Source organism: Bacillus mesophilus (assembly GCF_011008845.1).
GTDB classification, from domain to species: domain Bacteria; phylum Bacillota; class Bacilli; order Bacillales; family SA4; genus Bacillus_BS; species Bacillus_BS mesophilus.
Genome location: NZ_JAAIWM010000013.1, coordinates 18,312 through 40,264 on the forward strand (window position 1 = coordinate 18,312; position 21,953 = coordinate 40,264).

18 protein-coding genes are annotated in these 21,953 nt (G+C 36.3%); 5 read left to right on the plus strand and 13 right to left on the minus strand.

All coding sequences use genetic code 11. From position 1 onward, the window contains the following. Nucleotides 1–210: 210 nt before the first annotated feature. From G4D63_RS20495 to G4D63_RS20505, 3 genes are all read right to left on the minus strand, one after another. Nucleotides 211–1,194 carry a class I SAM-dependent methyltransferase gene (locus G4D63_RS20495; protein WP_163181926.1) on the minus strand — a complete coding sequence of 328 codons (984 nt, stop codon included), beginning with the start codon at nucleotides 1,192–1,194 and terminating at the stop codon, nucleotides 211–213. Beyond that, a complete protein-coding gene (locus G4D63_RS20500) occupies nucleotides 1,188–2,543 on the minus strand; it encodes an FAD-dependent oxidoreductase (RefSeq protein WP_275580336.1) in 1,356 nt (451 codons plus the stop codon). Before G4D63_RS20500 ends, G4D63_RS20495 begins: the two co-directional genes overlap by 7 nt. Nucleotides 2,544–2,724: 181 nt before the next feature. Then, the gene (locus G4D63_RS20505) at nucleotides 2,725–5,325 is read right to left on the minus strand and encodes a calcium-translocating P-type ATPase, PMCA-type (protein WP_163181928.1); all 2,601 of its coding nucleotides are present in this window, start codon (nucleotides 5,323–5,325) and stop codon (nucleotides 2,725–2,727) included. A 355-nt stretch (nucleotides 5,326–5,680) separates the two neighbouring features. On the opposite strand from G4D63_RS20505, the gene G4D63_RS20510 reads away from it, so the two are divergent. The 5 genes from G4D63_RS20510 to G4D63_RS20530 all read left to right on the plus strand — a co-directional run bounded on the left by G4D63_RS20510 (nucleotide 5,681) and on the right by G4D63_RS20530 (nucleotide 12,861). Next, nucleotides 5,681–6,022, plus strand: a complete 342-nt coding sequence (locus G4D63_RS20510; protein WP_163181929.1) for a hypothetical protein — start codon at nucleotides 5,681–5,683, stop codon at nucleotides 6,020–6,022. Nucleotides 6,023–6,305: 283 nt separating this feature from the next. Beyond that, nucleotides 6,306–10,106, plus strand: coding sequence for a response regulator (locus tag G4D63_RS20515; protein ID WP_163181930.1), 3,801 nt, complete (start codon nucleotides 6,306–6,308; stop codon nucleotides 10,104–10,106). Further along, on the plus strand, nucleotides 10,103–10,945 hold the full coding sequence (locus G4D63_RS20520) for a CheR family methyltransferase (RefSeq protein WP_239586036.1): 843 nt from the start codon (nucleotides 10,103–10,105) through the stop codon (nucleotides 10,943–10,945). Before G4D63_RS20515 ends, G4D63_RS20520 begins: the two co-directional genes overlap by 4 nt. 16 nt (nucleotides 10,946–10,961) lie before the next feature. Continuing rightward, nucleotides 10,962–11,951 (plus strand): diguanylate cyclase domain-containing protein, encoded by a 990-nt coding sequence (locus tag G4D63_RS20525; RefSeq protein WP_204559218.1) that lies wholly within the window; start codon nucleotides 10,962–10,964, stop codon nucleotides 11,949–11,951. 403 nt (nucleotides 11,952–12,354) lie between these two features. Beyond that, nucleotides 12,355–12,861 (plus strand): site-specific integrase, encoded by a 507-nt coding sequence (locus tag G4D63_RS20530; RefSeq protein ID WP_163181931.1) that lies wholly within the window; start codon nucleotides 12,355–12,357, stop codon nucleotides 12,859–12,861. A gap of 93 nt (nucleotides 12,862–12,954) precedes the next feature. Here the strand turns inward: G4D63_RS20530 and G4D63_RS20535 are convergent, their stop codons facing one another. The 10 genes from G4D63_RS20535 to G4D63_RS20580 are packed head-to-tail and all read right to left on the minus strand — an operon-like array spanning nucleotide 12,955 to nucleotide 21,923. Further along, nucleotides 12,955–13,410 carry a hydrogenase maturation protease gene (locus G4D63_RS20535; RefSeq protein WP_163181932.1) on the minus strand — a complete coding sequence of 152 codons (456 nt, stop codon included), beginning with the start codon at nucleotides 13,408–13,410 and terminating at the stop codon, nucleotides 12,955–12,957. Next, entirely contained in the window at nucleotides 13,410–14,816 is a 1,407-nt protein-coding gene (locus tag G4D63_RS20540) for a nickel-dependent hydrogenase large subunit (RefSeq protein WP_163181933.1), read from the minus strand. Before G4D63_RS20540 ends, G4D63_RS20535 begins: the two co-directional genes overlap by 1 nt. After that, nucleotides 14,809–15,714 carry a hydrogenase small subunit gene (locus tag G4D63_RS20545; RefSeq protein ID WP_163181934.1) on the minus strand — a complete coding sequence of 302 codons (906 nt, stop codon included), beginning with the start codon at nucleotides 15,712–15,714 and terminating at the stop codon, nucleotides 14,809–14,811. The genes G4D63_RS20540 and G4D63_RS20545 overlap by 8 nt, the downstream gene beginning before the upstream one ends. Beyond that, complete coding sequence (locus tag G4D63_RS20550; RefSeq protein WP_163181935.1) at nucleotides 15,714–16,223, minus strand: cytochrome b5 domain-containing protein; 510 nt, start codon at nucleotides 16,221–16,223, stop codon at nucleotides 15,714–15,716. Before G4D63_RS20550 ends, G4D63_RS20545 begins: the two co-directional genes overlap by 1 nt. Nucleotides 16,224–16,278: 55 nt before the next feature. Next, entirely contained in the window at nucleotides 16,279–17,283 is a 1,005-nt protein-coding gene (gene hypE, locus G4D63_RS20555; RefSeq protein WP_163181936.1) for a hydrogenase expression/formation protein HypE, read from the minus strand. Between the two features lie 2 nt (nucleotides 17,284–17,285). Further along, nucleotides 17,286–18,392 (minus strand): hydrogenase formation protein HypD, encoded by a 1,107-nt coding sequence (gene hypD, locus G4D63_RS20560; RefSeq protein ID WP_163181937.1) that lies wholly within the window; start codon nucleotides 18,390–18,392, stop codon nucleotides 17,286–17,288. Then, nucleotides 18,367–18,600: a HypC/HybG/HupF family hydrogenase formation chaperone gene (locus G4D63_RS20565; protein ID WP_163181938.1), complete on the minus strand. Its 234-nt coding sequence runs from the start codon at nucleotides 18,598–18,600 to the stop codon at nucleotides 18,367–18,369. Before G4D63_RS20565 ends, hypD begins: the two co-directional genes overlap by 26 nt. A 14-nt stretch (nucleotides 18,601–18,614) precedes the next feature. After that, the gene (hypF, locus tag G4D63_RS20570; RefSeq protein WP_163181939.1) at nucleotides 18,615–20,909 is read right to left on the minus strand and encodes a carbamoyltransferase HypF; all 2,295 of its coding nucleotides are present in this window, start codon (nucleotides 20,907–20,909) and stop codon (nucleotides 18,615–18,617) included. After that, complete coding sequence (gene hypB / locus G4D63_RS20575) at nucleotides 20,894–21,553, minus strand: hydrogenase nickel incorporation protein HypB (protein WP_163181940.1); 660 nt, start codon at nucleotides 21,551–21,553, stop codon at nucleotides 20,894–20,896. Before hypB ends, hypF begins: the two co-directional genes overlap by 16 nt. Beyond that, nucleotides 21,543–21,923, minus strand: coding sequence for a hydrogenase maturation nickel metallochaperone HypA/HybF (locus tag G4D63_RS20580; RefSeq protein WP_239586037.1), 381 nt, complete (start codon nucleotides 21,921–21,923; stop codon nucleotides 21,543–21,545). Before G4D63_RS20580 ends, hypB begins: the two co-directional genes overlap by 11 nt. Nucleotides 21,924–21,953 lie beyond the last annotated feature (30 nt).

The following is a 21,953-nucleotide window of genomic DNA, read 5'->3' on the forward strand; positions in this document are numbered from 1 at the left end:
AGCTCCCCATATGTCTGACCAACTCATAAGAAGCCTCAACTTTATCTTCACTCTCTAAACATTCATTATGCACACTCTCAGCAAAGAGAGTGTCTGTAAAAAGATCAACAAATTAATATAACAAAACCACTAAGAAAAAAGCCTCTCTTTACTACGAGAGAGACTTGAAACTAAAAGTTAAAGGTTCTCAGAGGTACTTCTACTTCACCTTCACCTCTGCTCTAATACGGTAATATACCAACTACCTTCTTTTATAATAGGCTTAAGTTCCTTAATTTCCATTCTTATTTGTTTAACTATCTTTTTTACCTCTGCTTCTGATGGAAGGGAATACAGATTTGATTGTGCATGAAAGAAACTATTAAATGCAGCAGAAAATTCCTTTCCGTGCCTAGAATATTTAAACGGGGTGATTATTACGATATGACCTTCTTTTTTCAACCATTTTGAGACTCTCAATAATAACTTACTTCTTTTACTAGGACTTATATAATGCATAACATTATTTAACATGATCAGGTCGTATTTTTGATTAGTTGGCTCCCACTCGTTAACGTCTGCTCGAAAAATCTCTATATTAGAGTATTCCTTACACGCCTTTTCAGCTTGCTTAACAACTTGTGGATTAAAATCCAATCCATGCATATGTACATCATCTTTATGTCTGGCTATTCGCTGTAGATACCCACCATATCCACATCCAATATCAAGGATAGAAGAAACATCTTTTTCTTTTATTATTTTTTTATAATTAGGAAATGCAATCGTTTCTATTAGCCTCGACGTTTTAGCAACTGTATCTCCATGCTTGTCATGATCAAACGTCAACTTATCTTTTGCTGTCATTAGGTCGGGGTAAGCAAGCAATGACGGAATATGTAGTTCCATCATCTCTTTCAGAAGTGCCCCTGATAAAGATCCTTTATTAGGAAAGAGTTTTAGCCTTTTAACCTGGTAGGAATTTGAAGAAGTTTTTTTTAGATGACGAATAGCAACCCCTATTTCTACCCAACTTTGTAATAAATCCTCAGGTAACCCATGTGTAGTTGCAACTTCACTCACCGTCTGTGGCTTTTTAAATGCCAGAAAAAGCTTACATTCATTTCCTACATAAGCATGCCAGGAATATAAAAAAGGGACATTTTTTTTCATCCACTTTCTTGCTTTTAAGGTCTCATACCATTCTGCTAACATGATCTACCTCCTTCATATTTCCATGGATAATCTGTTTTTTCATTAAAAAAATACCGTTTGCCATTTATACTACTTAAAGGAATTTCTCTAGCTGGAATTAAGCCGGCTTGTACTAAATAGTCAACAAATGAAAGTTTCCATAAACCTAAGCCAGATATGTTTAACATTTGTTTAAAGTGTAGCTTTGGGTCACGTTTAAGATTTTTCATCCCTCTTATACGTAGGCTCTGAAAATATTTATTTCTAAACGAATATAAATAGGCAGATTGCTTGCTCATCCTCAAAATATATTTATTTCTCTCTCTCCTAACTTTTTCATAGTCCTTTAGAGTGATTTGAGAATCTCTAGACTTGAAAATGGAATATAAGAGTTCTCCTACTATATCAGCATCTTGCATCGCAAGATTCATACCTTGACCCGCTATAGGATGAACCGTATGTGCAGCATCTCCTATAAGCGTCAATTCCTCTTCACCATATTTTTCTACATGGTAAGATATTGGGTCCATTAATTGTATCTTGGACCAGCTATTTAATGCTGGCGTGTATGGTTTTAACTCTGGAGCCAGCTCATTATACTGATCTCGTAGATCATCTAAACCTCTCTCTTTGTATAGTGGGTATTCCCCACGATTGATTAAGAATACGGTCCGCACTAGTTGATTGGGTAGTGGAAATAAACCAAGAAATTTATGAGGAGTAGTAATAATTTTACCGTTAGTAAGCTCAGATGGACGGGGAATTGTGACGGTTAAAAACTGATGGTTATATAGATACTTTTTAGGTTTTAGTCCAAGCTCATCTCTTGTCGGTGACTTTCTTCCTTCTGCCCCTATAAAATATTCTGCTGAAATCTCCACCTCCTCTTTCTCCTTTTTAACAATTGCTTTTCCGTGTTCATATCTCTGAAGTCTAGCAGGAGAAATGTAAAAGAAGTTTTCAAACTTCATAGCCTCTTGGCGAATATAATCTTTTAATTTCTCATGTGGAATCATTAACGAATAATTAATAGATGGAGATAGCTGATCATAGCTCACATTCATATTGAAAAGAGTCTCTTGATGCTCGTCCAATTCAACAAACTCTATATTATATATCTTCTTACCTTCTCTCTCTATCCTTGAAAGCAAACCAAGGTCTCTTAAAATCAGTAAGCTCTTAGGCTGAAGTAACTCGCCTTTATAAGCATGTGATTGTTTAGCTGTTTGCTCGATAACACAAACCTTAATCCCATGTTGAGCTAGTTTGTAGCCCAACAACAAACCTCCAATTCCACCACCACTAATACACACCTGATAATTTTTTAAAATGAAGATCAACTCCTTAGTAGTACTCTTTACCACATGCATTATTAAAATAAACAATTGAATGTGTCAACTTCTAAAAGGATAGGTCCTAAAGTTCACAATATAGTCTTTGATCGAATAGACGTTTTATTTAACGAATGAACATCTAGCCTAAAAGAAAAAGCTAATCCTATCTTGTTAAGAATGGATTAGCTTTTTCTTTTTTCTAGATCTATTAACTTATCTACTTTGAAGACATTATTCTGTAAAGCTGAATAACGACTAGTGGAATTAAAGCCAACATATATATGGTTCCAAATTGTGTTGCATTCAGGCTTGCAACTTCAAATACCCCCATTAGTGGTGGTGTTAATAACACCACGTGTAGCAGTATTACTCCAATGATGACAGCGTACCATAGGTATTTATTCGAAAAGATACCTATCTTAAATAATGACTGACTACTTCTAGAGTTAAATCCATGAAATAGCCGAGCTAAACATAAGGTAGCAAAGGCCATTGTACTAGCAACCATCGCATCCCCTGTTGATAAGCCGATGTGAAAGGCAAGTAAGGTTGAGATCGCGATGATGATCCCTTCAACAGAAACCCGCTTAGCAAAAGATTTGTTCAAAAGAGGAATGTTAATATCCCTAGGTTTTTCCTTCATAATGTTTTTATTGTGGGGTTCAAGGCCAATCGCTATGGCTGGTAAACTATCCGTCAGAAGGTTTATAAAAAGTAAATGTACAGCTGCAAATGGTACTGGTAAAGCGAGTATAGAAGCGTAAAGTACAGCTAAAACTCCACCTGTATTTCCGGCCAATAAAAATTTTATGGAATTTTGAATATTGGCGTAGATACTTCTACCATTTGAAATAGCTTTTACAATGGTGGAAAAGTTATCATCTGTTAGAACCATAGAAGATGCTTCTTTCGCAACCTCTGTTCCCGTTATCCCCATTGCAATACCAACGTCAGCCTGCTTCAACGCAGGTCCATCATTTACACCGTCTCCGGTCATTGCCACAACATTGCCTTTTTCCTGCCATGCTTTAACAATTCTAATCTTATGTTCTGGAGACACCCTAGCATAGACTGCAATATTAGCAACCTTTTCTTTAAGTTCTAGGTCACTCCATTTTTCAATTTCTGCTCCCTCTACTGCTTCGGTTTCATCCTTTAGAATCCCAATTTGCTTGGCAATTGCTGAAGCTGTAATCTTATGATCTCCAGTAATCATAACCGGCTTAATACCTGCCTCAATACAAGAAGCGACAGCTCCAGCCGACTCTTCTCTTGGAGGATCCATCATTGAAATTAATCCTACAAACGTTAGGTCATTCTCATCTTCAAAAGAAATTGCTTTGCCTTCTTCCACTTCCTTAAAAGCAAGCCCAAGAACACGTAAACCGCTCATTGAGAATTCCTTATTTATTTTCTCTATTTCACGTTTATGGCCTTCTGTAAAATCAACGACTCCAGCGGACGTTTCAAATCTAGATACCCTTGAAAGAAGGACATCCAATGCGCCTTTTGTAATCATTAGATTTTTGCCTTCATAACGGTTAACTGTGCTCATCATTTTTCGATCTGAATCAAAAGGCAATTCCTTAATCCTTGGGTACTCATCCCTAATCCTTAGTTCATCTAATTGGTATTTCTCACCTAGGTCTACCAATGCAATTTCAGTTGGATCACCAATTTCTTTTTTATCAGTGGTCACTGAATCATTACATAGTATTGACATGAGTAGGGTTCTTTTTTGAATCGGATTTTCTACCTGTAACTGATCATGCTCAATTACCTTTTGATCCAGATATAATTTTTGAACAGTCATCTTGTTTTGAGTTAATGTACCTGTTTTATCAGAACAGATAACAGATATACTTCCTAGACTCTCTACGGCATGAAGCTTTCTTATAATTGCATTTTCTTTTGCCATTTTCTGTGTTCCAAAAGCTAGAACAATCGTAACAATCGAGCTCAATGCCTCAGGAATCGCCGCAACTGCAAGTGCTACAGCAAACATGAACGAATCTGCAATCTCATTCCCTCTTATGATATCAATTGCGAAAATTATTATGGCAATTGCTATGATAATAACCGCAAGTTTTTTCCCAAATTGATCAAGACTTTCCTGAAGTGGAGTCTTCTTTTCCTTTGCTGACTCTAATAAGTTCGCAATTTTACCAATCTCAGTATTCATACCGGTGTTTGTTACTACGACTACACCACGCCCATATGTAACAAAGCTACCAGAGAAGACCATATTTTTTCTATCACCAATAGGGACGTCCTTTTCAGCAATTGGGGATGTTTCCTTTTCAACGCTTAGTGACTCACCTGTTAGTGAGCTTTCATTTATTTGTAGACTGTGGTTTTCAATGATTCTCCCATCTGCACTTACAAAATCACCTGCATCAAGGAAAAGAATATCGCCAACGAGGACTTCCCTAGAAGGAATTTCTACCTTTTGACCATCTCTTAGGACCTTTGCGGTCGGGGATGACAGTGCTTTTAAACTATTTAGACTCTGTTCGGCTTTAAGATGCTGAACCGTTCCTAAAATGGCATTTATGATGACCACGACTAGGATGACAATCGTACTCTCAAATTTCCCTAAAAAAGCAGAGATAATGGCTGCTGCAATTAGAATGAGGACTAAAAAATCCTTAAACTGTTCGAAAAAAACCGCAATAGCTGTTTTTCTCTTCCCTTCTGCTAACTCATTATACCCATATTGTTCACGGCGTTTTTCTATTTCGGCGGATTCCAACCCTTTTTCCGTAACCTTTAGTTCTTCTAAGACTTCATTCGATGTTTTCATGAAAAACTGGCTCATATAGTTCATGCCTCCTTTAGTAATAGGATATTTTGTAAAAAGGATAAATATCATTACTCTAAATAAAGATAATTTTCATATATATTTCTCTGTAGCTAAAAAGCAATCTTTACAGTTAATTGGAAGAACTTAAAAGAGTCTTTGCAAACTGCATCTCTTTTGTTATACCCGTTATAAGGTTGTAGTATCCTTATAATAGATAGATAGTATTTTACCTTTAAAAAAATCGAGATGCAGTGGTATCTTAAGAAAACTTTAATAAAATCAATTCAGGAAATAGACCGGTTAAATACCTGACTAGTAAGGAATCAATAGGGAAAACTGATTTATGAAGATTATAAAAGGAGGTTTTTTTATGGGTAAAGGACATGAAGTTCATGAGCATCACTCTCATCAGCATAGCCTTTCTTGTGGCCACACGAAAATCAAACATGATGATCACATTGATTATGTTCATAATGGACATCTTCACCATGAACATAATGGCCATTGGGATGAATGTAACATTCCTGTATCAAAGACAAATCCGGATGAATGTGCTCCAATGAATTGTGGATGTCATCATGATTGTGATTGTGGACATGAAATGGTTCCACATGGTGATCACATGGATTATTTAGTTAACGGTCGTCTTCATCATGTCCACGGGGACCATTGCGATGACCATGGACCTGTGGACCTTGTAACTGTTAATTAAGAAATGAATATACAGGGTTGAACGTGATCTTCATTGGAGCCGCGTTGGAAGAGGAAGGAATGAAGATATGGATAGAGACTTATTACCTAAAGATAGAAACCTACTTTGATTCGTTTTTTGACCCAGGGGACGGTGATTGTGTTGCAGAGTACAACATGATTACCGTCCCTATTTAATTTGGTGAAATAAGGAAGCCAATTATAAAGGAATTATCATGTTTCAAGTGAAGAAACTATGGTACTTTTAATTAATGCACTTATCTCATTTATTTTGGAGGCTAATAATGGATCAAGCGAAAAAACTTTATATAAAATCTATCCTTTTAATAGAAGGTATTTCATACATTTTTTTAATTCCGCTCGCAACCTATGTCGTATTCTTTCACGGGGAATTGTTAGGTGAAAAACTACAATACTCTGCGATTGGACTAGCTATTGCAGTGGTTGTTACATTTATTCACGGTTTAATTATGAGATATTATGGACTTTATAAGCCGTTCAAGCTTATTTTGTCTAATAAGACACTAAGCGAGTCGGAACGATCTCAGATTAAATTAACTCTTTTGAAGCAACCACAAAGAGAAGCTTATGGCTCAATACTAAGGTGGACATATGGAATAGCCATTGTGATTTTTTACACGAGTATGTATGTTCCAATCGAAGCCATTACGTATATTGCAGCCATTGCGGCATTCTTTCAATCTGCCTTAGTTAACTTTATTAATAACTACTTTATTACAGAAAGACTAATGTCTGAAGTATTGGAGAGTCCCACTTTATCTACTACTGTAATTGAAGCAAAGGAATACAAAGAATTTAGTCTGATCAAAAAGACAATTCTTATGGTCGTAGGAATATTCATGGCCACTTTCGTTGTGTTAACCTATTTAATATTTGAGCTATACCAGGATATGGTTCCATTAGATGAAGTTCTTTCCCATTTTGTTCCGATTACCATCGGATTAATTGCAGTGGTAATCTTATCAATCAACCTATTTAACTACTCGAATAAAAAAAGCCTAAAGAAAATTCAGGACTCCATACAAAAAATGTCTGAGGGTGACCTTTCGGTAGACCTCAGTATGATTACGATTGATGAATTAGGTAGAGTTTGTAACGATCTATATAAATTAAATGAATCACAGCGAGATATTGCACAATTTATTTATTCAGAAATCCAAAAGCTGCAAGAGCATTCGAATTCGTTAAGTGTTGGTCAGCACACCGTGTTAATAGATAAAATTCAGCTAGAAAAACTAGAGCATACGAATAACTTTTTTGAAGTAACAGATGCCCTTCATGATATCACGAAGGTATTGCAGGAATTAATTCAAATTACGAATAACGAAAGCTATATTCGTGAAGGTAAGGTAAAGCTAACAAGTGCGATTCAAGATGCAAAAAGGTTATCTGATTCCGCAGATAAAATCATTAAAAACTTAGCATCTCATGTAAATGCTACTATTGGGATTTTATATGTAGCCGATAATCATAATACGTTACGACTAACAGGAAGGTTTGCCCATTCAAATGACCATGTGGTAGAGAGCTTTCAGCTTGGGGAAGGATTAATTGGACAAGTTGCGGAAGATAAAAACTTGAAGGTAATACACGAAGTTCCTGACAATCACCTTGTCATTCATACGGGACTTCTTCAAGTGAAACCAAAAGAGATCATTATCGTACCGTGTGTATATAACGGTGAGACAAAGGCTGTCATTGTATTAGGAACACTAGATACATTTATGGACAGCCATATTGAATACTTTACTAGTATTGGAGAGTCAATTGCCTTAACAATTACTTCTCACCAAGCAAATGAAGAAAACGAGCGATTATTAGAAGAAAGTAGAAAGCTAACAGAAGAATTACAGAAACAGCAAGAAGTACTCGTTCATAACAATACAGAAATTGAGCAAATGAATAAAGAGCTTGAGCAACAAACACGTGAGCTAAGAAAATCAGAATCACTTTTAGAAACAAAACAACAAGAGCTCGAAAATATAAACGAAGAGTTAAAGGCTCAAACAATTGATGTAGAAAAACAAAGAGATGAGTTAAATGAAAAAAATGAAGAGCTTTACAGAACAAAGAAATTACTTGAAGAAAAGGCAGAGAACTTAGAAAGAGCAAATCAATATAAATCTGAGTTTTTAGCAAATATGTCCCATGAATTACGTACACCTTTAAATAGTATTATCATTCTTTCTAAGATTTTGTTCGACAATAAACAAAAGAGATTATCAGAAAAGGAAATGGAATACTCAGAAACAATCTTTAAAGCAGCTCATGATTTATTAGATTTAATTAACGAAATCTTAGATTTAGCAAAAGTAGAAGCTGGGATGATGGATGTTCATATAGAAAACGTTAACTTGCGACATTTTATTGAAGACTTAAGGATGTCTTTTAAAGAAGTGGCAGTAGCCAAAGGGGTAGAATTTATCGTTGATCTAGAAGAGGGTCTACCTTCAAATCTACTTACTGATTCCCAGAGACTGAAACAAATCATTAAAAACCTATTGTCGAATGCATTTAAGTTTACACACGCGGGGTCCGTTTCTGTACAGGTATATAAGAAGGATATGGACAGCATTGCGTTCTCTGTCCGTGACACAGGAATTGGTATTCCAGAGGATAAACAGGGATTAATTTTTAAGGAGTTCAGTCAAGTAGATGGGACGACCAACCGTAAATACGGAGGTACAGGCTTAGGTTTATCGATCTCTGATAAATTTGCCAAGCTTTTAGGTGGAGAGATTCAAGTAACTAGTAAAGTAAACCAAGGAAGTGCCTTCACCCTTGTGATCCCTGAAAATAGAGAGAACAAAGCAAAATCGTCGTTCGTTACGCCTCTTCCTACTCAAAAGACTGTTGTAACTGAAAATGAAACGCCAATAGAGACGGTGAGAAATAAACTATTGCTAATCATTGATGACGACCCAAATTTTGTAAAGGTCATTAGTGATATGGCGAAAAAGAAAGGCTTTAAATGCATCAGCTCTCTTGAAGGTGAAAAAGGAATAGAACTGGCTAGAAACTTTACACCAGATGCGATTATTCTTGATATTAAACTCCCTGGCATTGACGGGTGGGAGGTTATGAAACAACTCAATGAGAATGAGAAAACTAGAAAGATCCCTGTTCACTTCGTGTCTTCTATGGACTCACCTGGTAAGGGTTTTGAAAATGGGGCTATTGGTTATATCACAAAACCGGTCACCGCTCAAAAATCTGAGACCCTTTTTGAAAAAATTATGACCAGCATAAAAGGAAAATCCGAAGGGGATAAGCTAGTGCTTCATCTTTATGACTCATTAAAAGACCAGTCACTTAGTAAGCAGCTAGCGCAAGAAAACATTTCGTTTATTAGTACAAGCAGTTTAAAAGAAGCCTCTGAGCTCGTTCAACAGCAAAAGATAGGTAGTATTTTACTAGATAATCTGCTTGATCAAGAAGAAGTCATTCGTTTTATAAAAAGGATGAAAAGGGATTCTAATACTTCCTATATACCTGTTATATCATTCAGCAAAGAAATGATGTCTTCTAAAGAAGAAGAACTAAGAAAATATGTAGATAGTATCATCATTCAAAGTGACCAATCGTCAAAGAGATTAATGAACGAGATTAACCTATTTTTGCATCACATTGAAGATAAAGCCTTAAAAACAAGTGAAGCAAAACAAAAGTATACGAGCCAAGGGGCATTACTGGCTAATAAAACCATCCTCGTTGTCGATGATGATATGAGAAATGTGTTTGCCTTAACAAGTGTGTTAGAGAGCCATAATATGAATGTAATCGTAGGTAGAAATGGAAAGGATGGTATCCAAAAATTAAAAGAGAGCTCACCTATCGATATGATTTTAATGGATATTATGATGCCTGAAATGGATGGATATGAAACGATGAGACACATCCGTTCCTATCAAGCATACGAAAAACTACCAATTATTGCTCTTACAGCAAAGGCCATGAAAGGTGACAGACAAAAATGCTTAGATGCCGGTGCAAATGATTATATGGCAAAGCCAGTTGATACGGATCAACTTCTTTCCTTAATGAAGGTGTGGCTACAACGATGAATAAGTATGATTTGAATATGTCAGAAAACGAAAAAATCGAAATTCATTTATTGCTAGAAGCCATTCATATAAAGTACGGTTATGACTTCAGGAAGTATTCCAATACCCATGTCTTTCGACGTATTCATGAAATTATAGAAAAGACAAACTGTCAGAGTGTATCAGAGCTTCAATATAAAGTGCTATATGACTCAGATACGTTTTTGATCTTTCTAAAATATCTTTCCATTAATGTGACGGAGATGTTCAGAAATCCTCCATTCTACAAGAGTATAAGAAATGAGATCGTACCAGTTTTAAAAACCTATCCTTTTATAAAAATATGGTCTGCTGGCTGCTCCACAGGTGAAGAAGTGTATTCACTAGCGATTCTTTTACACGAAGAAGGTTTATTAGATCGTACGATTATTTATGGCACCGATATAAATGAAGGTGTACTAATAAAAGCCAGAGAAGGAATTTATCCCGCTAACATGATAGAGAAATTTAGTGAGAATTATCAAAATGCCGGAGGAAAAGGGCATTTTGATGATTACTTCACGGTGAAATATAATTATGCAAGTGTGAAAAATGAACTCAAGAAAAACATTGTGTTCGCAGGACATAACCTAGTGACTGATCATGTTTTTGGAGAGATGAATTTAATTACATGTCGAAATGTTTTTATCTATTTTGAACAAGAGCTTCAGGACCATGCGATTAAGCTATTTTCAGATAGCTTGTGTACGGGGGGATTTCTTGGACTCGGTTCAAAAGAGGATATGCGGTTCTCCACATACCATAATTTATTTCAAACGATTAATGAACGAAATCGATTGTATCAAAAAAAGTTTATGTAACAACATGGATTAGGCGGTGAATATTGATTTTATGTTTGCTAAAAGTAAATGTAACATACTAGTTGTAGATGACCTTAAAGAAAATATTACTGCGATGGAAGCCCTCTTAGAGGATTTAGATATCAATCTACTAAAAGCTGATTCAGGGAATGAAGCATTAAGTATCATGCTCGAGCACGAAATTGCATTAGTTCTCCTAGATGTACAAATGCCGGAAATGGATGGTTTTGAAGTCGCTGAAATTATGAAAAGTAGTGAACGTACAAAATATATCCCAATTATTTTTGTAACTGCAATCAGCAAAGAAGACAAATATATTTTTAAAGCTTACGATGCGGGTGCAGTAGACTATTTGATGAAACCGATCATCCCTGAAATTCTCATTAGCAAAGTTCGAGTATTTATTCAATTACACGAGCAAAAGCAGAAAATTGTCCAACAGACACTAGCATTGGAAGAGGCAAATCTGAAGTTAGAAAACTTGTCCTATATAGATGGTTTAACACAAATACCAAACCGAAGAAAGTTTAACGAGCATTTCGAAAAGGAATGGAAGAGTGCCATGAGAGAGGGAGACTCGATTACGGTCATTTTAATCGATATTGACTTCTTTAAAAACTATAATGATTACTATGGTCATACTGAAGGAGATGAATGTCTAAAACAAGTAGCAATGGCGTTAGCTTCAGCTGTTGGGCGACCAAGGGACATGGTAGCAAGATATGGCGGAGAAGAATTTATTGCCATCCTGCCTCATACGACAAGTACTGATGCAGGAACGGTAGTGAATAAAATGATGCAATTAATCAGAAGACTAAAAATTAAACATAAACAGTCCACAATTAGTGACTATATCACCATTAGTGGAGGTATAGCAACGGTTATTCCCTCTATTGATATGAGTATGGAACACTTGATTGTTAAAGCAGATAAGGCCTTATACAAAGCAAAAGAACAGGGAAGAAATCAGATTATATCTTATGCGAATGCTGTCTGTATGGCATGATAAATACACAATAAACCATTAAAAGAGGCATCTCAAAAAGTTCAGTGAACTCATGAGATGCCTCCGTTTATTTGTATTCAAAAGCCCTTACACAGAAAGTCTGTAAGCGGATTCGGACTAAAACTGCGACGTCCTGTTGTAACGTCCTGAGTGACCAATTAACTATTGGCCCTACATCAATTCCGCCCGTAAGGTGAGAGTGTGTAATATCTTTAACATTGTGTACGTAGAGTGCGGAAAATCAGGGTTTTGTTAAATTTTCACTGTAATATATTTAACGGGTTTTAACATTTTTTCATTGGATTGCGTTAGCATAATGTTAGCATTCTAATTGTCACCGGGTAAAAGAAGTCTAGTACTTTTAGGGTTATTCCTAAATTATCTATGGTGCTTATATACCCCTTTGACAATAAGTATTACTAAAACCTACTCAAATGACAAAAACAACACAAAAAACTACAAACTAGTACTTCCAAAGACAATCAAATCAAAACGTAAAATTGTAGTGGATGACGTTGTTATTAACCTGCTAAAAAAACATAAAAAAGAACAAGAGAAATTAATAACTAAATTTGGAGACTCCTATCGTGACAGAGGCTATATATTTGCAAATTTTAACCGCTATCCCGGCTATCCTATTCTCACAAAACTTGTTAGAACTAGAATGGCTAGAATTTTAAAACACCTAGAAATTCAGTCAAAAAAGTATAATCCCCATTCTTTACGCCATACACACACATCCCTTCTTGCTGAAGCAGGCGTGGATATAGAAGAGATCATGGAACGTTTAGGCCATAGTGATGAGAAGACAACTAGAACAATTTATCTTCATGTAACATCTGAAATGAAGAGGAAAGCTTCTGATTTGTTTAGTAGCCTAATGCGAAAACAGAGAGAAAAGAAAGATTAAGAGCAAAATGAGCGTATTTTGCTCTCTTTTGTATTTAACCAACTTCTGCCAGAGCAATTTTTTCGATATATTTTTAGTATATTTCTAAGATAATCAATTCTCCCCAATCAATCTCTCAATAGTCTCTGATACATCTTGTAAAATTATAGTCCATTTCTCCTTTAGAGTTTTACTCAATCCAATATTGAACCTTATCTCATTAGGCTCCACTCCTATAAGATAACCCTTTATAGATTCTCTCTGTAGGTACAATAGTTGAAACAGATGAAAATTATGTGGGGAAATATCTAATTCTTGGTGTTGATGCAATTCAGCTAGTGGATAAACCGAAATTTCCCCTGGTGTGTCTCCTGAGAATACTGCATCCACAATAATGACAAGGGTAGCTTCCATTATTTTCTCCATGCAATAATCAATATCCGATTCCCCAATTAAAAAAGAACTATTTGATGTTCGATTTTGCATAGATAGTTCCTCAATTAAATAAATACCAATCCCATCATCCATCATAAGTCGATTGCCAATACCTAAAACAATTATTTTCTCCATTAAAACACCTTTATTGTTTTCACTTGATTTCCCGGAGTGTATACATGAGTCGCACATGACATACATGGATCAAATGAACGAAGAATCCTTCCAATTTCTGCAGGTTTATCTGAATTTTGGATTGGTGTACCGATTAATGCTTCTTCGGCAGTTCCTCTATAGCCGTTTTCATCACGAGTCGAAAAATCCCATGTGGAAGGAGTAATAATTTGATAAAATGAGATCTTCTTATCTGCAATCTTAAGCCAATGACCTAAGGCACCTCTCGTCGTATCGACTAGCCCCCTTCCAAATGCAGATTCCGGAAGTTCATATTTTTTTTGCACATCTACTCCCGGTATGATTTGCTGGAGTAATACTTTCATTATCTCTGCAATTTTCTTTGCTTCTAGGGCTCTAGCAATCGTTCGATCCATTGCAGAAATGCCATTATTATATAATCCACTTAATGTTAATCTTGCCAACGGCCCAACCTCAAAAGGAAGCCCATTGTATCTTGGGGCTTTTACCCATGAATAGGCATCTTTCTTATCCATATTTGGCTCTGGTACAATTTCACTTGGTGAATACGTATTTTCCATTGATGTAAAATACGAGTAATCAATTTTTTCTTGTATATTATTTTCATCAAACTCCTCTAATCCATTAGCTGTCGATACAAGTGGATCAACATATAATGTACCTAGCTCTTTGTAATTGTCAAAAGATCCATACGAGAGTAAGTTCCCGTACCCACTACCTAATTGAAAGTATTCTTGATAATATCGAGCAATGTCATATACGTCTGGAATCATTTTTTCATCAATAAACGTGGATACTTTCTGTAAAATTGAATCCAAATGTACAACCTTTTCTGCTGTTGCCTGAGTCGTAATTCCACCGATAAAGACTCCATGATTATGAGGGGCTTTTCCTCCTAGAACGGCTAACATTTGATGAGCAAGTCTACTGATTGTAAGAGATTCAAAGTAATGCTTGGCAATCCGATCATTCATCTCCTTTGGCAATCGGAAATCTTCATGATCTGTTTGAAATAATGGATTTTGATCAATTTTCACGAAATCAGGAACTGTATATTGATAAAAATGGCGAATATGATTTTGAAGGAACTCACAGCAATGGATAATATCTCTTAAATACTTCCCTTGTTCCATTGGCTCAATATTCAAGGCATCCTCTAATGCTAAAGAAGATGCCATCGAGTGTGCGGCTGAGCAAATTCCACATATACGTTGGGTAAAATATACGGAATCAAATGGACTTCTTCCAATTAACATTTGTTCAAAACCTCTAAATAAATTTCCTTTTGTTTTGGCATCTACCACTTGATTATTTTCTACCGTCACATCAATTTCCATAAAGCCACTAATTCGTGTTAATGGGTTAATCACAATTCGTTTACTCATCCTTCACCACCCTTGTTGTGTCATAGCTAATAAATGGTGCCATTGCATCTGGAAAACCAAATTGGGCACAGCCAATGCATGGAGTATTATCACCGATTGGCCAATTGACATGACCATTCCATTGTCTAGTTGGACAATCAATTCTTGTTACTGGACCCCGGCATCCAAGCTTAAATAAACATGTTTTATCTCCTAATTTTTCAGCAAAAATTCCTCGGTCAAAAAACGGTCTTCTTGGGCATCGATCATGAATGAGGGTACTATAAAACATAAGTGGACGACCTAAATTATCTGTTTCAGGTTCTCCATAAAGGATAAGGTGAGCGAGTGTTCCTAAAAACCAGTCTGGATGAACAGGACAACCCGGTAGTTTAATCATCTTCTTCTCTGGAAGAACTGTTTGTAAACCTACTGACTCTGATGGATTGGGTTTAGCGGCAGAAACGCCCCCATGTGTTGCACATGCACCGACAGCTAAAATGCTTGATGCTTTTTCTCCAAGCATTTTGGCTGCTTGAAGACCTGTAAGTGGGGCTCCATTCCAGCTACCGATAATATTGTAGAGTCCATTATTTTTTAATGCGACCGCTCCCTCAACAGCCAAAATGTAATCTTCATCTAAAGCATTCATTAGTTTGTTAACAGCTTGTTCTCCTTCGGCTGCCATTAGACTATTACTGTAACGGAGATTAACCATTGAATTTAATGTATATTCAATATCAGGATTGTCGCCATTTAACAATGAAATTATATTTCCAGAGCACCCATTTAATTCTAAGTATACTAAGTTCCTTTTCTTAATTAGTCCTCTATCTATATTGCTAATAACTGTTTTGGTAAGTCTTTCAGCAATTGCCTCATTCGTTAATGACTCTGGTGGTAGTATCGGCTGGCTCATTAAACTAACCTCCCTACAACTGGTAACATCGTTAAAATGGATTGTTGCCCGGCATGACAGGAAGCGAATTCTTGTGTATAGTCCTTTCCTGCAATCAAACCAAAATGGGTCGCTGCTGCCCATGCTCGATTGTTCGTCACATCATAAACGACTCCATTTACAGAAACATAAGCAGGTCTACCATTTTTCCCATCAAATTTTGTTAATTCTTCTATTGTAAAAGTTCGTTGATTGTTCGGTAGGGTTTGCTGATTTGGCAATGGAGTAATGGGTGGGATTTGTGGTTGATTTGGATTTGGTTGTAGCATTTGTACTGGTGTCAAATGTTTTGTTGCTTGATTAGCCAACAGCTCACTTAGAAAATGAATGGAAGAAAGTGCATCCCATAAGCGTTGTAAAATTTGTTGTTTCATATAGTGATCACTCGTTCTAGAAAGTGTATATAAATCATGGCGTGCTTGAGTAATAAGGTGATTCAGCTGTAATCTGATTAACTCTGTGTTGTTCATGACTTCCTCTCCTTAACGCAGATTCCTCATATCCTATGCGTCAACCCATGAAAAATTAACATATTCTTGGCAAAAGCATTCCAGAGAGTCGTTGTAACCTGCGAGTGGTACCAAAAGGAGTCTTTAATAACAGTTTTCCTGAGCCCTTTGTAGAGACTTGACCTATCACACTAGTATTTCTTCCAAATTCATTTTGTCTCATGATGTCTATAGCTTTTTCTACAAAGTTTGAGTCTACAATGATCACTACTTTTCCCTCATTCGCGATATAAAGAGGATCAAACCCTAAAATATCACATGCTCCCTGAACATCCCTCCGGACAGGAATAGAAGCTTCTTCTAGTTCAATCGTTACTTGGAAGTCTTCACATATCTCGACAAGAGTAGTAGCTAAACCACCTCTTGTAGGATCTCTCATGATCCGAATACCATCAACTTCATTTGTAAGCTCACCAATAAGATGATTTAGTGACGCACAATCACTTTTAACATCTGTCATCAACCCTAGCTCATTTCGAGCACTAACTATTGAAATACCATGATCTCCTATTGTTCCACTAATGATGACAGCATCACCATTTTTCATCCATTCTGGTTTCGGACGGTTCTTCTCATTCATCTCCCCAATGCCTGTTGTATTAATAAATATGCCATCTACACTACCCTTTTCGACTACTTTTGTATCTCCAGCAATAATATGAACACCCGCTTGGCTTGCTTCTTCTGCCATACTTTGGACAATACTCTTTAAGTTTTGGACAGCAAACCCTTCTTCAAGAATGAATCCTGCTGTTATAAAACGTGGGATAGCTCCACTAACAGCTAGATCATTTACTGTCCCCGTTATCGCAAGCTTCCCAATGTTACCTCCAGGAAAGAAGATAGGCTTTACAACAAAACTATCCGTTGTCACGGCCATATTATTTTGTAGACTTGGTAGAATAGCTGAATCTAATTTCGTTTGTATTTCATGACCAAAAGACTTAACGAAGACATCTTGAATAAGTTGGTGAGTAAGTTCACCACCCTCTCCATGAGCCAAGCCAATTTTCTGTTTCAAGTCTATTCCCCTCTCATGTATTGATAATGAGCCGCACAAGTTCCTTCCGTTGAAACCATACAAGGTCCAATTGGGTTAGTTGGTGTACACCCTTTATTAAACAAAACGCACTCTTCAGGAGTGACTAATCCTCTTATAATTTCACCACAACGACATTTTGTTTTTCTCGGCTCTCCTACAGATACTTTAAACTTTTTCCTAGCATCAAATTGGGCGTATTCTTCTTTAAGGACAAGCCCACTGTTCGAAATCGTACTCATTCCTCTCCAATCCTCATCATATGGTTGTAAATATTGCTCTAGTAATTTTTGAGCAAGAAGATTACCTTCATCCTTTACAACATATGTATAGTTATTTAATACATCACGCTTATTCTCAAGTAGAAGCTGTAGTAATTTATATATGCCACTTAGTAATTCAACAGATTCAAATCCTGTAATAACACCAGAGATTTGATAATCCTCTACTAAAAACTCAAAGCTCCTCTTACCTAATACGACCGAAACATGACCAGGTAAAATAAAGCCATCTAGTTTCACCTCTCCTGATTCGAGAAGGGCTCTCATTACTGGCTCTACTAATTTAGTTGTCATCCATATACTATAATTCTTCAATTCTTTTCTTTCTGCTTCACGAATGGCAAGGGTTAAAATTGGAATCGTCGTTTCAAACCCAATCCCTAAGAAAATCACTTCTTTATCAGGATTTTCCTCTGCAATTTTTACACTATCTAATGGCGAATAGATCACTCGAATGTCTTTACCATCCGTTTTTGATTTCATAAGACTATCCCGAGATCCAGGTACACGCATCATATCGCCAAATGTACATAGGATCCTATTGGACCCTTCCGCTAACTGAATCATGCTATCAATTGATTTTTGGTCTGTCACACACACGGGACATCCGGGACCAGCAATCAGCTTAACATAATCTTTTAATCTAGTTTTTATACCTGACTTTGCAAAAGCCATCGTATGCGATCCACACACTTCCATTAATACTGGTATTCTTCCATGTACCTTTTTAAATTTGTCTGCTACTTCCATCACTGCTTCTAGTGACTGACGAGCTAAAACCGGATCAGAAAAGGCTTCCATCCTTTCCATTTAAAACATTCCTCCATTCTTCAATGCTTTCATGAGCATATTTTTCGTCTACTACTGTCATCGCCTGTCCAGCATGAAGCAATACATAGTCACCTTCCTTTACATCCGGAACAAATAAAATACCTACATACATTCTAGAACCCATCACATCCACTAGAGCTGCCTCATCCTCAATCTTTATTACCTTTGCTGGTACTCCTAAGCACAAAGCTATACACCACCTTACTTTTTATCAATAAAATGAGAAGCTATAATGATTTGTCCTAATGATAACCCACCATCATGACAGGGTACGTTTTTATGTGTTTTAACGACAAAACCTTTACCTTGAAACTTTGCTTTGATCTCTTTCGTTAAATAAATATTTTGAAACGTGCCTCCAGACAACATAACCGTCCTGTTCATATGTGGTTTTAATTCTACTAATCTTGTTATCATCTCTACACAGCATGAAACAATTGTTTGATGAAAAGTTTGAATGATTTTGGTGATACAACGATTGTTTAATTTATCTTGGATGATTTGATAGATCATCGGGGAAAGGTTAAGTTGAAGCAAATTCTCTTTATTTGTTTTTATTTGAAATGGATAAATCTGTTCTGAATGTTCCATTTCATTTATCATTTGATCTGATAATGTAATAGCTGCTTCTCCTTCATAGGAGGAAGATAAACAAATACCTAAAATAGCACTAACCACATCAAATACTCTTCCACATGTACCCGCCATTGGTATATGAATTTGTTTTTCAATCATCCTCTTTATGATGTTGATTTCATTTTCTTTTTCAGGAAATAGTTTTATTGCCATTGCTATCCCCTCTTCTTGCCAATAATAGTGCAACATTCCAACTGCATTTCTCCATGTTTCTTTGACAGCTTTTTCTCCACCTGGAAGCGGAGTATATTCCAAATGACCAAGACGCTCAAAGGACTGAGCGTTGCCGTATAAAAACTCAAAACCCCAAAGGTTTCCATCATCTCCATACCCTGTTCCATCTAAAATAATTCCGATACAAGGATCTGCTATCCCGTTATCCTCCATACAGGATACAAGATGCGCATGGTGATGCTGAATAGGTATAACGTTACAATCATATTCTTTTACAAGTGTTGCTGATGCGTACAGAGGATGTTTATCAACTGCTATATGTTTCACTTCTACATCTAACCATGTTTGATAGTGATGTAGTTGGTTCTTAAAAAATTGAATCATTTCTTCATTTTCAAGGTCACCAATATGAGCACTAATCACGATGTCCTGTTGCTTTCCAATTGCAAATGTATTTTTTTGATTTCCTCCAAAAGCAATGATTCCATCAACTTCTGATTTTGTTTGAAAAGGGTCTGGCACAAACCCTCTGGCTCGTCTAAAATACAGCATATTTTCATGACTAAACTGTACAACAGAATCATCAATCGGAAGGTAAATATCACGGTTATGAGTTAATATATAATCACATAATCGTTCAAGAGCGTGTAAAGATTCATCTTTGTATAGGATCGGTAATCCTGAAGGGTTTGCACTGGTCATAACCATACATTCCAGACTACTTGTTTTAAATAATCTATGATGTAATGGTGTATAAGGTAGCATGATCCCAACCGTTGATAATCCTGGTGATAGCATTTCCGGAAGATTACATTCCTTTCTTTTCTGTAACACTACGATAGGCATTACTGAACTAGTTAGCATTTCCACTTCTTCTTTAGATAAATAACAATACTTTTTTACAACTTCTAGATCTCTTACCATAATTGCCAGTGGTCTGCTAGGGCGGTTCTTTCTTATTCTTATTTCTTCTACAGCCCTCTCTTGTAGAGCATCACACGCTATATGAAAACCGCCGATTCCTTTTATTCCAATAATATGTCCACTGCTAATGAGTTCACCTGTTTCTATAAGTGCTTCCTCGTCTTGAGTTACCAATTCTCCCTTTGTGTTGTTTAGAGAAATGGTTGGCCCACAAAGAGAACAACATATAGGCTGTGCATGATGTCTCCGGTTCAAGGGGTTTTCATATTCTTCATAGCACTGTTTACACATCATAAATTCACTCATCGTTGTATTTGGTCGATCATAAGGTAAAGACTGAATGATCGTATAGCGTGGACCACATTGTGTACAGTTAATAAAAGGATAATTATATCGCCGATTAAAAGGATCGTTCATTTCTTCCAAACACAACTCACAAATGGCTGCATCAGCTGATACCCAAGGTAAGGAGTAAGCCTCTATTTTCTTGCTTAGAATGATTGTAAATTCTTCAGAATAGACAGGTGGAATTTCATTTACGGTTATATTTTTGATTTTTGATAGCGGCGGTGGAGAATCCTTTAGTTCTTTTAAGGCTCTTACTAGATTCTCTTTCTCTCCTTCCATGATTAAAATGACATGATCAAGATTATTCTGAACGGTTCCAGTTAAATGAAACTTTTTGGCAAGAGAATATACAAATGGTCGAAAGCCCACCCCTTGTACCCTTCCTGTTACCATAATACTTAGTGCTTTATACATCGAATATACGCTTCCTTTATCCAATCGATCCAACCTTCAAGACCTTCGCCTGTTTTTGCAGACAAAACTTTCATCTGTGCGCTTGGATTAATAGATTCTAAGTCCTTTTTTGCTTCTTCCACATTAAATGAGACAAATGGGAGAAGATCGACCTTATTAATTAGTGTTAGATCAGTTCGCCTGAACATAACTGGATATTTCGGGATTTTATCATTTCCTTCTGGAACACTTAATATTACGACTTTATGATCTTGTCCTAAATCATAACCGGATGGACATACTAGATTCCCTATGTTCTCAATAAAGAGAATATCAATATCTCCTAATTCGAATTCTGGTAATGTTTTAGCAATCATCCTTGCGTCTAGATGACAGCCCCCAACTGTATTAATCTGAATGGTTTGTATCCCTAAAGATCGCAAACGTTCCGCATCCCGCTCTGTAGCTAAGTCACCTTCTATTACTGCAATTTTAAAATCATGACGCAATGCTTTTATTGTTTGTTCTAGAAGAGTGGTTTTCCCAGCACCAGGAGAACTCATAATGTTAATGACCAATGTATTATTCATCTTAAATGTTCCTCTATTATAAGTAGCAGCTAAGTTATTATCCTTTAACACATCTGCTTCTAGCTTAATTTTCATTGTATTCATCACATCCTTCATAAGATTCAACTCTGAAAGTTTCACCACTTATAAGTAAACTGCTAGGAAGTTCACACTCTGGACATAGTGCAATCTTATAGTCAGGATAGAATTCACATTTGCATGTTTGGCATCGTGCTTTTGCCACTTCACGTATAATATGTAACTTTGTATCTTCATCAATTACACTGCATTGCTGTTTTTGGAAATACATAAACGCTAACTCTAGTGCATCAGGCAGTACATTGGATAATTCACCAACAATTACTTCAATCTTATTCACTTTTTTAAACCCTCTTGCAGTTGCATCTTCCGAAACTAATTGAATAATTTCTGACATTAGTGACATTTCATGCATTCCTATCACCATCCATGTTATCCCTCATAATAATTTATGATT

Coding starts and splice junctions, on each gene's coding strand:
- G4D63_RS20500 (WP_275580336.1), bottom strand. CDS start 2,543: ATGCATGTGGTAAAGAGTACTACTAAGGAGTTGATCTTCATTTTAAAA.
- G4D63_RS20580 (WP_239586037.1), bottom strand. CDS start 21,923: ATGGTGATAGGAATGCATGAAATGTCACTAATGTCAGAAATTATTCAA.
- hypB (WP_163181940.1), bottom strand. CDS start 21,553: ATGAAAATTAAGCTAGAAGCAGATGTGTTAAAGGATAATAACTTAGCT.
- G4D63_RS20515 (WP_163181930.1), top strand. CDS start 6,306: ATGGATCAAGCGAAAAAACTTTATATAAAATCTATCCTTTTAATAGAA.
- G4D63_RS20520 (WP_239586036.1), top strand. CDS start 10,103: ATGAATAAGTATGATTTGAATATGTCAGAAAACGAAAAAATCGAAATT.
- G4D63_RS20495 (WP_163181926.1), bottom strand. CDS start 1,194: ATGTTAGCAGAATGGTATGAGACCTTAAAAGCAAGAAAGTGGATGAAA.
- G4D63_RS20510 (WP_163181929.1), top strand. CDS start 5,681: ATGGGTAAAGGACATGAAGTTCATGAGCATCACTCTCATCAGCATAGC.
- hypF (WP_163181939.1), bottom strand. CDS start 20,909: ATGTATAAAGCACTAAGTATTATGGTAACAGGAAGGGTACAAGGGGTG.
- G4D63_RS20540 (WP_163181933.1), bottom strand. CDS start 14,816: ATGAGTAAACGAATTGTGATTAACCCATTAACACGAATTAGTGGCTTT.
- G4D63_RS20550 (WP_163181935.1), bottom strand. CDS start 16,223: ATGAACAACACAGAGTTAATCAGATTACAGCTGAATCACCTTATTACT.
- G4D63_RS20505 (WP_163181928.1), bottom strand. CDS start 5,325: ATGAGCCAGTTTTTCATGAAAACATCGAATGAAGTCTTAGAAGAACTA.
- hypD (WP_163181937.1), bottom strand. CDS start 18,392: ATGGAAAGGATGGAAGCCTTTTCTGATCCGGTTTTAGCTCGTCAGTCA.
- G4D63_RS20535 (WP_163181932.1), bottom strand. CDS start 13,410: ATGGAGAAAATAATTGTTTTAGGTATTGGCAATCGACTTATGATGGAT.
- G4D63_RS20545 (WP_163181934.1), bottom strand. CDS start 15,714: ATGAGCCAGCCGATACTACCACCAGAGTCATTAACGAATGAGGCAATT.